The 13,630-nt window shown below is 71.4% G+C and carries 11 protein-coding genes; 1 reads left to right on the top strand and 10 read right to left on the bottom strand.

Going from position 1 to position 13,630, the window contains the following annotated elements; translation table 11 throughout:
* Positions 1-65: 65 nt before the first annotated feature.
* From ACZ7FF_RS03295 to rsmH, 10 genes are all read right to left on the bottom strand, one after another.
* Positions 66-860 (bottom strand): cell division protein FtsQ/DivIB, encoded by a 795-nt coding sequence (locus tag ACZ7FF_RS03295; RefSeq protein WP_470809038.1) that lies wholly within the window; start codon positions 858-860, stop codon positions 66-68.
* A 26-nt stretch (positions 861-886) separates the two neighbouring features.
* Positions 887-1,975: an undecaprenyldiphospho-muramoylpentapeptide beta-N-acetylglucosaminyltransferase gene (murG, locus tag ACZ7FF_RS03290; RefSeq protein WP_470809037.1), complete on the bottom strand. Its 1,089-nt coding sequence runs from the start codon at positions 1,973-1,975 to the stop codon at positions 887-889.
* A 6-nt stretch (positions 1,976-1,981) separates the two neighbouring features.
* Positions 1,982-3,340: a putative lipid II flippase FtsW gene (gene ftsW, locus ACZ7FF_RS03285; RefSeq protein ID WP_470809035.1), complete on the bottom strand. Its 1,359-nt coding sequence runs from the start codon at positions 3,338-3,340 to the stop codon at positions 1,982-1,984.
* Positions 3,341-3,408: 68 nt separating this feature from the next.
* Complete coding sequence (murD, locus tag ACZ7FF_RS03280) at positions 3,409-4,851, bottom strand: UDP-N-acetylmuramoyl-L-alanine--D-glutamate ligase (protein WP_470809034.1); 1,443 nt, start codon at positions 4,849-4,851, stop codon at positions 3,409-3,411.
* On the bottom strand, positions 4,833-5,906 hold the full coding sequence (gene mraY, locus ACZ7FF_RS03275; protein WP_452976706.1) for a phospho-N-acetylmuramoyl-pentapeptide-transferase: 1,074 nt from the start codon (positions 5,904-5,906) through the stop codon (positions 4,833-4,835). The genes murD and mraY overlap by 19 nt, the downstream gene beginning before the upstream one ends.
* Complete coding sequence (locus ACZ7FF_RS03270; RefSeq protein WP_470809032.1) at positions 5,903-7,309, bottom strand: UDP-N-acetylmuramoyl-tripeptide--D-alanyl-D-alanine ligase; 1,407 nt, start codon at positions 7,307-7,309, stop codon at positions 5,903-5,905. The genes mraY and ACZ7FF_RS03270 overlap by 4 nt, the downstream gene beginning before the upstream one ends.
* A gap of 4 nt (positions 7,310-7,313) precedes the next feature.
* Positions 7,314-8,969 (bottom strand): UDP-N-acetylmuramoyl-L-alanyl-D-glutamate--2,6-diaminopimelate ligase, encoded by a 1,656-nt coding sequence (locus ACZ7FF_RS03265; protein ID WP_470809031.1) that lies wholly within the window; start codon positions 8,967-8,969, stop codon positions 7,314-7,316.
* A 31-nt stretch (positions 8,970-9,000) separates the two neighbouring features.
* Positions 9,001-10,965: a peptidoglycan D,D-transpeptidase FtsI family protein gene (locus tag ACZ7FF_RS03260; RefSeq protein WP_470809029.1), complete on the bottom strand. Its 1,965-nt coding sequence runs from the start codon at positions 10,963-10,965 to the stop codon at positions 9,001-9,003.
* A gap of 5 nt (positions 10,966-10,970) precedes the next feature.
* On the bottom strand, positions 10,971-11,567 hold the full coding sequence (gene ftsL / locus ACZ7FF_RS03255; RefSeq protein ID WP_470809028.1) for a cell division protein FtsL: 597 nt from the start codon (positions 11,565-11,567) through the stop codon (positions 10,971-10,973).
* A 42-nt stretch (positions 11,568-11,609) separates the two neighbouring features.
* A complete protein-coding gene (gene rsmH / locus ACZ7FF_RS03250; RefSeq protein WP_470809027.1) occupies positions 11,610-12,566 on the bottom strand; it encodes a 16S rRNA (cytosine(1402)-N(4))-methyltransferase RsmH in 957 nt (318 codons plus the stop codon).
* Between the two features lie 357 nt (positions 12,567-12,923).
* On the opposite strand from rsmH, the gene ACZ7FF_RS03245 reads away from it, so the two are divergent.
* Positions 12,924-13,535, top strand: coding sequence for a beta-class carbonic anhydrase (locus ACZ7FF_RS03245; RefSeq protein ID WP_470809026.1), 612 nt, complete (start codon positions 12,924-12,926; stop codon positions 13,533-13,535).
* Positions 13,536-13,630: the final 95 nt, after the last annotated feature.

The following is a 13,630-nucleotide window of genomic DNA, read 5'->3' as shown; positions in this document are numbered from 1 at the left end:
CTTTTCACCCTATGTGATCAGCCGTAGCAGTGCCCAACCAGGGTGCTGGCCTGCGCTGATGTGCGTCAACTCCCCGATGACGCAGGGGCGGTGGGGACACTCACGTCGAAGTGCCGTGCACCGGGAGCTGCTTTCATGAGAGCTGCGAGGGTCCGTGCCTTGGCGCGGCCGTTCTCGCCGCTGCCCCATGCGACCGTGCGGCCGTCGCCCAACTCCAGCGAGATGTCGTCGAAGGAGCGGACGCGGACGGCCCGGGTGAGCTTCGCGACGGAGTCCGGCAGATCACCGGCGACCCGGACCGCCTCGCGCACCAGTCGGCCGGTGCCGAAGCGGCGGTAGCTCGCCGCCCCCGAACCGGAGCGCGAAACCGCCAACTCCAGCAGGGGAACGGCCTTCGGCGCCTGGGAAACCGTGGCGAACCGGACACCTTCGTGGTCGACTTCGGTGAAGTCCCCGCCCTTGCGGACGAGTAGCACCGGGGTCCGCTCGGTCACCTTCAGTCCGATCCCATGGGGCCAGGCGCGGACCACGTCGACGGTGTCGATCCGGGGCAGTCGGCGGCGCAGCCGGGCCTCGACGGCGTCCGTGTCGACGGAGACCATCGGCCCCCCGACCGGCACGGCGGCCGCGTCCCGCACCTCGGCCGGGGTCAGCACGCCCGTGCCGGACACCGAGACATGCGTGACGCGCAGCCACGAGGAGCCGTACAACACCCAGACGGAACCGGCCCCGAGGAGCACGAGGACCACGGCCAGGATGACGATCGTACGAAGGCGCAGTCTTGTGAGCCCTCGGACGAGCGGCGGGCCGGACGACTCCTGCTGGCGTTCACCGCGCTCGGCGGTCGTCGGTCCGGCCACGCTCACTGCCCTTTCGTCATACGGTCCTAACGGCGCGAGGCGATGGCCTCGTACACCATGCCGACGAGCAGCTCGTCGGCGTCCCGGCGGCCGAACTCGCTTGCCGCCCGGGACATCTCGTACAGCCGGTGCGGGTCGGCGAGGACGGGCAGGACGTTCTGCTGAACCCACTCGGGCGTCAGCTCCGCGTCGTCCACCAGGAGCCCGCCGCCGGCCTTGACCACCGGCTGGGCGTTGAGCCGCTGTTCGCCGTTGCCGATGGGCAGCGGGACATAGGCGGCCGGGAGCCCGACGGCGGAGAGTTCGGCGACGGTCATCGCGCCCGCGCGGCAGAGCATCATGTCGGCCGCGGCGTACGCGAGGTCCATCCGGTCCAGGTAACTTACCGGGATATAGGGGGGCATCCCCGGCATCTGGTGCACCTGCGGCAGTTCGTTCTTCGGGCCGACCGCGTGCAGGATCTGGATGCCGGCCTGCTGCAGCCAGGGGGCGACCTGCTGGACGACCTCGTTGAGGCGGCGGGCACCCTGCGAGCCACCGGTGACGAGCAGCGTCGGCAGGTTCGGGTCGAGCCCGAACATCGCGCGGGCCTCGGGGCGGGCGGCGGCCCGGTCCAGGGTGGCGATGGAGCGGCGCAACGGGATGCCGATGTAGCGGGCGTCGCGCAGCTTGCTGTCCGGGGTGGACACCGCGACCCGGGCGGCGTACCGCGAGCCGATCTTGTTGGCCAGGCCGGGGCGGGCGTTGGCCTCGTGGATCACGATGGGCACACCGAGCCGCTTGGCGGCCAGGTAGCCCGGCAGCGCGACATAGCCGCCGAAGCCGACCACGGCGTCCGCCTTGGTGCGCTCCAGGATCTGCTCGGCGGCCTTGATCGTGCCGCGCAGCCGGCCCGGGACGGTGATCAGCTCAGGGGTGGGCTTGCGCGGCAGTGGCACCGCCGGGATGAGCGCCAGCTCGTAGCCGCGCTCCGGGACGAGCCGGGTCTCCAGGCCGCGCTCCGTGCCCAGGGCCGTGATGCCCACGGTCGGGTCCTGCCTGCGCAGGGCGTCCGCGAGGGCGAGCGCGGGCTCGATGTGGCCGGCGGTCCCCCCACCGGCGAGTACGACATGCACCGAAATTCACCGCTCTCCGGACGAACGCGCCACTGGGGCACGCCGTCGCATCGTGTTCCATCTCCGAGGCCCCCGCTCGGCACCGGAGCCTCCCGCCCGCTTTCTACCAAAGCGAGGCTGCCGCATGGCAAGAGCCGCCCGCGCAGCGGGGTCGTCCCGCGCGAAGGCGATCAGCAACCCGATGGCGAACATGGTCGGCAGCAGGGCGGACCCTCCGTAGGAGAACAGCGGGAGGGGGACGCCGGCGATCGGCAGCAGGCCGAGCACCGCACCGATGTTGATCACCGCCTGCGCGGTGATCCAGGTCGTCACACCTCCCGCGGCGTACCTCACGAAGGGGTCCTCCGTGCGTCCGGCCACGCGGATACCCGCATAGCCTAGAGCCGCGAACAGGGCGACCACCGACAGCGTCCCCGCCAGACCCAGTTCCTCACCGGTGACCGCGAAGATGAAGTCGGTGTGGGCTTCGGGCAGTTGGCCCCATTTCTCCACACTCGCACCGAGGCCGGAGCCGAAGATTCCGCCGGAGGCGAGGGCGTAGATGCCGTGCGCGCCCTGCCAGCACATGTCGTTGGGGCCCGGGGTGGTGGCCGCGATGCAGTTGAGCCGGGCCAGCCGGTGCGGGCTGGTCTCGATGGCGATGGCGCCGAGGACCACGGCCACGCCCAGCACCCCGGCGAACAGCCGGGTCGGTGCCCCGGCGAGCCACAGCAGCCCGAACAGGATCGCGGTCAGGACGATCGTCGTACCCATGTCGCCGCCGAGCATGATCAGCCCGAGCAGCAGGAAGGCGACCGGCACCAGGGGCACCAGCATGTGCTTCCACTGGGTCAGCAGCCGCTTCTCCTGCTTGCGGGCGATCAGGTCCGCGCCCCACAGCACCAGCGCCAGCTTGCCGAACTCGCTCGGCTGGATCTGGAACGAGCCGCCGAGGGAGATCCAGTTCTGGTTGCCGTTGACCGCCATCCCTATCCCGGGGATCTGCACCAGGACCATCAGGAAGACGGCACCGGCGAGGATCGGGTAGGCCAGCGCCCGGTGCAGCTTCACCGGCATGCGGGAGGCCGCGAGCAGCATCGCGCCGCCGATGAGCGCGGCCAGGAACTGCTTGCGGAAGAAGTACGACCCGGGCAGCGACAGCTGCAAGGCGGTGATCTGGGAGGCCGAGTAGACCATCACCAGGCCCAGCACGATGATCAGCACGCTGCCGCCGGCGATCAGGTAGTAGGCGGTCAGCGGCCGGTCCCAGGCCTTCCTCGCGCGCGTGAGGAAGCGTTGCACCGGGTTCTCGCGCCTCGTCCGGGCGAGGGCGGGACGCCGGGACGCCCGCTGCACGGGCGGCTTACCGGTACGGCTACTGGGCATCGGCACCTCCACTGAACGTCGGCCGTCCCACGCGTCCCTCCCAGGATCCGCCCGGCGGGCGGCCGGGGTCAGGCGCGGAGTTCGCGGACCGCCGCCGCGAACGCGTCACCGCGCTGGTTGTAGTTGGTGAACATGTCCATGGAGGCGCAGGCCGGGGCAAGGAGCACCGTGTCGCCGGCGACCGCTAGCCGCTTCGCCTCCGTCACCGCCTGGAGCATCGCCCCAGTGTCGGTCCGGTCGAGGTCCACCACGGGTACTTCCGGGGCGTGTCGCGCGAGGGCGTCACGGATCAGTGCCCGGTCGGCGCCGATCAGGACGGCGGCGCGAAGCCGCTTCGCCGATCTGGCGACCAGTTCGTCGAAGGTCGCGCCCTTCGCCAGGCCACCAGCAATCCATACAATCGACTCATATGACGCCAACGATGCCTCAGTGGCATGGGTGTTGGTCGCCTTGGAGTCGTCCACGTACGCCACGCCGTCGATGTCGGCGATGTGCGCGATGCGGTGGGCGTCCGGGCGGAAGGCCCTGAGGCCGTCGCGCACGGCGCCGGCGGGCACCCCGAAGGCGCGCGCGAGGGCCGCCGCGGCAAGGGCGTTGGCGATGTTGTGCGGGGCAGGCGGGTTGACGTCGGAGACCTCGGCCAGCTCCTGCGCGTTCTTGTGCCGGTCCGCCACGAAGGCGCGGTCGACCAGGATGCCCTCCACCACGCCGAGTTGGGAGGGGCCGGGGGTGCCGAGGGTGAACCCGATCGCCCGGCAGCCCTCCTCGACGTCGGCCTCGCGCACCAGGTCCTCGGTGAGCTTGTCGGCCATGTTGTAGACGCAGGCGACCCGGTTGCCCTCGTAGATACGGCCCTTGTCGGCGGCGTAGGCCTCCATGGAGCCGTGCCAGTCGAGGTGGTCGGGCGCGAGGTTGAGGACGACGGCGGAGTGGGCGCGCAGCGAGGGCGCCCAGTGCAGCTGGTAGCTGGACAGCTCCACGGCGAGCACGTCGTACTGCTCGTCGCCGAGGACGGCGTCCAGCAGGGAGACGCCGATGTTGCCCACCGCGGCCGTGCGCAGTCCGGCCGCCTTCAGGATGGAGGCGAGCATCTGCACGGTCGTGGTCTTGCCGTTGGTGCCCGTCACGGCCAGCCAGGGGGCCGCGCCGGGGCCCCTGAGGCGCCAGGCCAGCTCGACGTCGCCCCAGACCGGCACGCCCGCCTCGGCCGCGGCCAGGAACAGCGGCTTGTCGGGCTTCCAGCCGGGCGCGGTGACGATCAGCTCGGTGCCCTCCGGCAGGGTCGCCCCGTCGCCGAGGCGCACGGTGACGCCGAGCGCCCGCAGCTGCGCGGCCTGCTCACGCGCGCGTGCGTCGTCGCCGTCGTTGACGACCGTGACGACCGCACCGCGCGCGTGCAGCACCTTCGCCGCCGGGACGCCGGAGACGCCGAGCCCGGCGACGGTGATGCGCTTGCCCTGGAACTCAGAGGAGCCCGAAGGCACCGAGGAGGTCACTTTTCCGCTGCCCATCCCGCGTAGAAGAGGCCCAGTCCGACGATCACACAGATGCCCTGGATGATCCAGAACCGGACCACCACAAGGACCTCGGACCAGCCCTTGAGTTCGAAGTGGTGCTGCAGTGGTGCCATCCGGAAGACACGCTTCCCGGTGAGCCGGAAGGAGCCGACCTGGATGACGACCGACATGGTGATGAGGACGAAGAGGCCGCCCATGATGGCCACCAGCAGCTCCGTGCGGGAGAGGATGGCCAGGCCCGTGAGGACGCCGCCGAGGGCGAGGGAGCCGGTGTCGCCCATGAAGATCTTCGCCGGCGAGGTGTTCCACCACAGGAAGCCCAGGCAGGCGCCCATCAGCGCGGAGGCGACCACGGCGAGGTCGAGCGGGTCGCGCACCTCGTAGCAGGCGGCCGGGTTGGTCAGGGTCTGCGCGTTGGCGCAGGACTCCTGGTACTGCCAGACGCCGATGAAGGTGTAGGCGCCGAAGACGAGCACGGAGGCGCCGGTGGCCAGGCCGTCCAGGCCGTCGGTGAGGTTCACGCCGTTCGACATCGCGAGGATCATGAACAGCGCCCAGATCACGAACAGCACCGGGCCGATCGACCAGCCGAAGTCGGTGATGAACGACAGCTTGGTGGAGGCCGGGGTGTTGCCGCGCGCGTCGGCGAACATCAGCGACAGCACGGCGAAGGCGATGCCGACGATCAGCTGGCCGGCCATCTTCGCCTTGGCCCGCAGGCCCAGCGAACGCCGCTTGACGATCTTGATGTAGTCGTCCAGGAAGCCGACCAGGCCCATGCCGACCATCAGCCCGAGCACCAGCACGCCGGAGAACGTCGGCGGCTTGCCGGTGATCACCTTGCTGAGGAAGTACGCGGCGACCGTCGCCAGGATGAAGGCGATACCACCCATGGTCGGCGTACCGCGCTTGCTGGCGTGCTCGCGCGGGCCGTCGTCACGGATGTACTGGCCGTAACCCTTGCGCGCGAGCAGCTTGATCAGCAGCGGGGTGCCGACCAGGGTCAGGAACAGGCCGATGACTCCCGAGAACAGGATCTGGTTCATCATCGGGCGGCGACCTCACCCTCGGCACCCGTCTCGAGCAGTGCCTGGGCCACGCTCTCGAGCCCCACCGAACGGGACGCCTTCACGAGTACGACGTCCCCCGGGCGCAACTCGCTGCGCAACAGGTCGATCGCCGCCTGTGCGTCGGACACGTGCACCGACTCCTCACCCCACGAACCCTCGTTATATGCGCCCAGTTGCAGCCAGGAGGCCTCAATCCCCCCGACGGCGACGAGCTTGCTGACGTTGAGCCGGACGGCGAGCCGTCCGACGGCGTCGTGCTCGGCGAGCGCCTCGTCCCCCAGCTCGGCCATCTTGCCGAGCACCGCCCACGTGCGTCGCCCCTTGCCCATGGCCGCGAGCGCCCTGAGAGCGGCCCGCACGGACTCGGGGTTGGCGTTGTAGGCGTCGTTGACGATGGTCACGCCGTCCGGGCGCTCGGTGACCTCCATGCGCCAGCGGGAGAGGGAGCCCGCCTCGGAGAGCGCGGTGGCGATCTCAGCTGCGGACATGCCCAGCTCATGGGCGACGGCGGCCGCGGCGAGCGCGTTCGACACGTGGTGCTCACCGTACAGGCGCATGGTCACATCGCATGCACCGGAGGGTGTGTGAAGCCTGAAGGAGGGCTGTCCGCTGTCCGTGAGTCGCACGTTCTCGGCGCGTACGTCCGCTTCGGTCGACTCTCCGAAAAGGACCACCTTCGCCTTGGTACGGGAGGCCATGGCCCGCACCAGCGGGTCGTCGGCGTTGAGAACGGCCGCGCCGTCCTCCGGAAGGGCCTCCACCAGTTCGCCCTTGGCCTGCGCGATCTGCTCGCGGCCGCCGAACTCCCCGATGTGGGCGGTGCCGACGTTGAGCACCAGGCCGATCTTCGGCGGGGTGAGGCCGGCGAGGTAGCGGATGTGCCCGATGCCCCGGGCGCCCATCTCCAGCACGAGGAACCTGGTCTCCTCGGTGGCGGACAGGGCGGTCAGCGGCAGCCCGATCTCGTTGTTGAGGGAGCCGGGCGTGAAGACGGTCGGCGCCTTGCCGGCGAGCACCTGGGCGATGAGGTCCTTGGTGCTGGTCTTGCCGGCCGAGCCGGTCAGGGCGACGAGGGTCGCGCCGAGCCGGGCCACCACGTGCCGGGCGAGGGCGCCGAGGGCGTCCTGGACGTCGTCGACCACGATCGCGGGCACGCCGACGGGGCGCGACGCCAGTACGGCGACCGCGCCCGCCTCGACGACCTGCGGTGCGAAGTCGTGGCCGTCCACACGCTCGCCGGCGAAGGCGGCGAACAGGCTGCCGGGGACCACCTCCCGGGAGTCCCGGACGACCGGTCCGGTGACCTGCACGGACGGATCCGGTATGTCGTGCGTCTGCCCGCCGACGACTGCTGCGATCTCGGCGAGGGAGAGGGCGATCACAAGTTCATCCCTGGGTCTGCTGGATAGCTTCGCGAAGCACCTGGCGGTCGTCGAAGGGACGGACCACGCCGGCGATGTCCTGGCCCTGCTCGTGGCCCTTGCCCGCGACCAGCACCGTGTCGCCGGCCTGGGCACGGCCCACGGCGGCGGCGATCGCGGCGGCCCGGTCCTCGAAGAGGAGCACCTCGCCGCGCTCGTGGGCGGGCACGGAGGCCGCTCCCTGGAGCATGGTCGCGAGGATGGCGAGCGGGTCCTCGGAGCGGGGGTTGTCGGAGGTCAGTACGGCCGTGTCGGAGAGCCGGGCCGCGGCGGCGCCCATCGGGGCGCGCTTGGTCTGGTCGCGGTCGCCGCCGCAGCCGAGGACGACGTGCAGCCGGCCCTTGGTGACCTTGCGCAGCGCCTTGAGCACCGACTCGACCGCGTCGGTCTTGTGGGCGTAGTCCACGACGGCGAGGTAGGGCTGCCCGGCGTCGACGCGCTCCAGCCGGCCGGGCACGCCCGGTACGGCCGCGATGCCGTCGGCGGCGGTCTGCGGGTCGAGGCCGGCCGCGGCGAGGGCGACGATCGCGGCGAGGGTGTTCGCCACGTTGAAGGGGCCCGGCAGCGGCGACTTGGCGTGGACGCGCACGCCGTCGGGACCGACGGCGGTGAACGTCGAGTCCATCGGGCCGACCTCGACGTGCTCGGCGCGCCAGTCGGCGTCGGGGTGGCCCTCGGCGGAGAAGGTGACGACCGGGACGGTCGCCTCCCGGACCAGCCGGCGGCCGTACTCGTCGTCGGCGTTGACGACGCCGAACCTGCTGCGCCCGGGCGTGAACAGCTGCGCCTTGGCCCGGAAGTAGTCCTCCATGTCGGAGTGGAACTCCATGTGTTCCGGGCTGAGGTTGGTGAACACGGCGATGTCGAAGACGCAGCCGTCGACCCGGCCGAGGACCAGGGCGTGGCTGGAGACCTCCATGGCGACCGCCTCCACGCCGCGTTCGCGCATGACGGCGAACAGGGCCTGCAGGTCGGTGGCTTCGGGGGTGGTGCGCTCGGACTTGATGCGCTCGTCGCCGATGCGCATCTCGACCGTGCCGATGAGGCCGGTGCTGCGCACGGTCCTCAGACCGCCCTCGACGAGGTAGGCGGTGGTGGTCTTGCCGGAGGTCCCGGTGATGCCGATCTGGAGCAGGTCCCGGCCCGGGTGTCCGTAGATACGGGCCGCCAGCTCGCCCATCACCGTGCGCGGCTCGTCCACGACCAGGACCGGCAGTCCGGTCGCGGCGGCGCGCTCGGCACCCGTCGGGTCGGTGAGCACGGCGGCGGCACCGAGGCCGGCGGCCTGGGTGACGAAGTCGGCGCCGTGCAGGCGGGCGCCCGGGAGGGCGGCGTACAGGTCGCCGGGGCGGACGGCGCGCGAGTCGTGGGTGATCCCCGTGACCTCGGCGGCGGCCTCCGGAACGGCGGCCCCCAGCTGATCGGCCAGCTCCGCGAGGGGTGTGGCGGAGGCCTGAACCGGTCGCGGCGGTCCCGGATATGTCACGGAAGCGCCCTTCTGAGTGGTTTGGGACTGATCAGCGTGTGGCACGGCGGTGAGCGTACCGGGCGTACCCGCTCCGGAGCGAAGCGAGGGGTTCTCGGCCCCTTGGTTGCCGGCGTCGGGGGTGATCGTTGTCACGGGCTCGTTCCTGGTGTTTCCGGGGTGCTGATCAGGGCTTGTAGTCGACGGGCAGGTTGGCGGCCGGCGCCCCGGTCGGCGGGACCTGGAGGGTCTTGAGGGCGAACTCCATCACCTGCTTGTAGATGGGGCCGCAGATCTGGCCGCCGAAGTAGCTGCCCGAGGTGGCGTTCTGGATGGCGCAGTAGACGGTGATCCGGGGGTTGTCCGCGGGCGCGAAACCGGCGAACGACGACGTGTATCCGCGGTACCTGCCGGTGGCCGGATCCACGCGGTTGGCCGTGCCGGTCTTGCCCGCGACGTTGTAGCCGGGGATGCGCGCCTTGATGCCGGTTCCCTGCTCGTCGTCCACGACGGACTCCAGCATCTGGGCGAGCGTCCTTGCGGTCTTCGCGCTGACCACCCGCGTCTCCCTGGGCTTCTGGGCGGGTGTGAAGCGCCCGTCGGGGCCCTTGGTGCCGCGCACCAGGCTCGGCTCGATCCGCACGCCGCCGTTGGCGATGGTCGAGTACACGGAGGCGGCCTGCATCGCGCTGAGGGAGAAACCCTGGCCGAAAGGAATCGTGTACTGCTGCGAGGTGGACCACTTCTGGTACGGCGCGAGAATGCCCGCCGTCTCGCCCGGGAAGCCGAGCCCGGTACGGCTGCCGATGCCGAACTTGCGCAGGTACGAGTAGAGGACCTTGTTCGCTTGCGGCTGCGTCCTGCCGAGCTGTCCGGTGGCGAGGATGGTCCCGATGTTGCTGGACTTGGCGAGGACGCCGTTCAGCGTGAGGTTCCAGGTGGCGTGGTCGACGTCGTCGGAGAAGAGCCGGTCGCCGCGGTGCAGCCGGTTGGGTACGACCACGTGGGTGAGCGGGGTCGCCGCGTTCTCCTGCAGGACGGCGGCCATCGACATGACCTTGGCGGTGGAGCCGGGCTCGAAGGCGTCCTGCACGGCCGCGTTGCCCATGGCCTCGGCGTCGGCCTTCGACAGGTCGTTGGGGTCGAAGCCGGGCGAGTTCGCCATGGCCAGGATCTGGCCGGTGCGGGTGTCCTGCACGACGACGTAACCGCGGTCGGCCCGGGACTTCTTCACCTGCTCGGTGATCGCGTTCTGCGCCGCCCACTGGATGTCGCGGTCGATGGTCAGCTCGACGTCGGAGCCGGGCACGGCGGGCGTCTCGGTGGACCCTGCGGTGGGGATCTCGCGCCCACCGGACTGGGCGTAGCGGATCCTGCCGTCCTTGCCGGTCAGCTGCTTGTTCAGCTCCTGCTCGATGCCGCCGCCGCCCTGGCCGTCGGCGTTGACCCAGCCCAGTATCCCGGCGGCGAGGTCGCCGTTGGGGTACACGCGCTGGCTGCTGGGGTCGGCGAAGACGCCGGCGAGCACGTTGACCGTCCTGGGGTCCGTCCCGGCCTTGTTCGCGAGGGCGGTCCTCAGGTCCTTGATCTGCTTCCAGACCTGCGGGGTCTGCCGGGTGGCGAGCCGGGCGTAGCGGGAGTTCCTGTTGCTCGGCCGCAGCTTCTTCACGAGCGCGGCCTGGTCCTGGCCGAGGATCGGCGCGAGCAGCGCGGCGGCCTGCTCCGGACCGTCGCCGATCTTCAGCTGCTTGGCGCTGAACATCGTCGGGTCGGCCGTGATGTCGTACGCGTCCTCGCTGATGGCGAGGGCCACGCCGTTGCGGTCGGTGATCCCGCCGCGGTCGGCGGTCAGCGTGTGGACGACGTACCGGTTCTCTTCGGCCTTGGCGGCGTACGCGCCGGCGTCCACGGCCTGCACCTGGAGCAGCCGCACGACGAACGCGATCAGCACCAGGGTCAGGGCGAGGCTGATCATGCGCAGCCGGGGCCGGGGGCTGCCGAGCCGGAGCCGGCGCCGGGCCGCCGGCCGGGCCCCGGTGGGGCGCCGGACCGGCCGGGCGCCGGGCGCGGGCTGCCGCCGGACAACTCCCCGCGGCCGGGGGGGCTTCGCGGGCCCGGGCACGCGGCGGCGCGGCGGTTCCCTGTCGGACACTTCCGTCACCTGCCGGGGGTCGGGGTGGACGTGGGCTGGGAGGTGGTGAGGGGCGGGGCCGCCACCGCCGCGGAGGCGGAGGGCGGGGGCACGACGGGCGTGGTGCGCGCGGTGGGGGTGCTCTGCGGCGGGGCCGGTGAGCCGGAGGCGGCGCGGGCCGGGCCGGGCGCGGCGGGGAGGCCGGCCGGCGGGGTCAGGACCTCGGGCGGGACCGGGTCGGTGAGGGCGGCGGACTCGGGGGTGGCCGCGCCGGGGACGCCCTTGACCGTGCCGCCGGGGCCGAGGAAGGCCGGGTCGCCGCCCGGGACCATGCCGAGTTCACGGGCCCGGCGCTGGAGGGCGTCGGGGGACGAGTAGGCGTCGATGTCCCGCTGGAGCGCCTGCTCCTCGTCGGTGAGGTTCTTCGTCTGCTTCTGCAGGTCGGCCAGCTTGAACGAGCCCTCGCTGAGCGCGGAGTTCAGCACCAGCAGCCCGATGAGGCCGCCCCCGAGGAGCAGGACGACGAGCAGGACGAACGGGGTACGGGCCGCCCTGGCGCGGCCGGCCGGGAAGAGCCGGGCGAGCCGGGCGGCCCTCCCCCTCAGTTCGGGTTTCCTACTCACCACTCCCCCACTGAGTCCGGGAAACCAACCGACCCGTCTCGCTCACTCGGCGTCCTCCCTGATGCGCTCGGCGCCCCGCAGTCTGGCGGGGGCGGCACGGCGGTTCTCGGAAACCTCTTCCTCCGTGGGAAGTTCGGCACCGCGGGTGAGCAGCTTGAGCCGCGGCTGGTAGCGCTCGGGCACGACCGGCAGCCCGGGCGGCGCGGTGGACGCGGCACCGGCCGCGAACACCTGCTTGACCAGCCGGTCCTCCAGCGAGTGGTACGACAGCACGGCGACGCGTCCGCCGACGCCGAGGGCCTTGACCGCGGCCGGGATCGCCCGCTCCAGGACGGACAGTTCACCGTTGACCTCGATGCGCAGCGCCTGGAAGGTGCGCTTGGCCGGGTTGCCGCCGGTGCGCTTGGCGGCCTGCGGAAGGGAGTCGCGGATGAGCTCCACGAGCCGGGCGCTGTTGCTGAACGGCTCCTTCTCGCGCTCGCGCACGATCGCCGAGACGATCCGCTTGGCCTGCTTCTCCTCGCCGTACGCGCGCAGGATGCGCACGAGTTCGCCTGCCGGGTAGGTGTTGAGGACCTCGGCGGCGCTGATGCCGGCCGTCTGGTCCATCCGCATGTCGAGCGGCGCGTCCTGCGCGTAGGCGAAGCCGCGGTCGGCCTCGTCGAGCTGCATGGAGGAGACGCCGAGGTCGAACAGCACGCCCTGCACGCGCGCGATGCGCAGCGTTTCCAGGACGTCGGGCAGTTCGTCGTAGACGGCGTGCACCAGGGTGGCCCGCTCGCCGAACGGCGCCAGCCGCTCCCCGGACAGGCGCAGCGCCTCCTTGTCCCGGTCGAGGCCGATCAGCCGCGCCTCGGGGAACCGGGTCAGCAGCGCCTCGCTGTGCCCGCCGAGACCGAGGGTGCAGTCGACGACCACCGCTCCCGGACGCTCCAGGGCGGGCGCCAGCAGGTCCAGGCACCGCTGGAGCATCACCGGGACGTGTCGACTCTGGCTCAAGGAGGCCTCTCATGATCCGGCGGGGCCGTCCGTACCACCGGGTCCCTGCCGGCTCGTGAGGGGGAAGGGCGGCCGGCGCCGGAAGCGTCAGCCGACCGGGAGCGGGAGGAGGCCGAGCCGTACGTACGCGCCGCGCACGCGGGGGAGACTGTCCGGGCTCGCGCCTGGGTCTCCGGGGTTTCACCAGCAGGGAGAGCCGCGCCTCCCGCTTCGCGTCACTTTAGTCCACCCTGTCTCGCGGTCAATCAACCGGCCTGCGCGTCGCGCCAGGGCTCCCGGAAGACGCCCGTATTCGCACCGATTCACCCGCCCGGCCCAGGTTTGCCGTCCGTGTGGGGTAGCTCACAACAAGCCACGATGACGTTCTTTGTCCCTAGTCACAGCAGGCCGGGGCGGCAGGCGACCAGTAACGTCATGGCTATGTCGACTTCTGCAGCAGTACCCACTGGATCCGAAGACGCCATAACCGCTGGCGGCCCCGTGACGGACCGCCTGGTGGAGGCCAACGAGCGGTACGCCGAGGCCTTCACCGACCCCGGCATGGACGCCCGTCCGGTCCTCCATGTCGCCGTCGTGGCCTGTATGGACGCCCGGCTCGACCTGCACAAGGCCCTCGGCCTGCAGCTCGGCGACTGCCACACCATCCGCAACGCGGGCGGCGTCGTCACCGACGACGTCATCCGCTCCCTGACCATCAGCCAGCGCAAGCTCGGAACCCGCAGCATCGTGCTGATCCACCACACGGGCTGCGGCATGGAGTCCCTCACCGAGGACTTCCGCAGCGACCTGGAGATGGAGGTCGGCCAGCGCCCGGCGTGGGCGGTGGAGTCCTTCCAGGACGTGGACCAGGACGTGCGGCAGTCCATGCAGCGGGTGCGCACCTCGCCGTTCCTGCTGCACACCGAGGACGTGCGCGGCTTCGTGTTCGACGTGCACACCGGTCTGCTGCGCGAGGTCGACCCGGCCTGACCGGACGTACCGGCCGGCCGCCCCGGACACGCACCTCCGCCGCCGTACCACATCACATCGAAAACGTGGTCGAAAAGGCCGCAAGACCGACATCA

The organism is Streptomyces sp. NPDC037126 (assembly GCF_055605965.1).
This window is presented reverse-complemented; position numbering and strand designations above follow the sequence as displayed.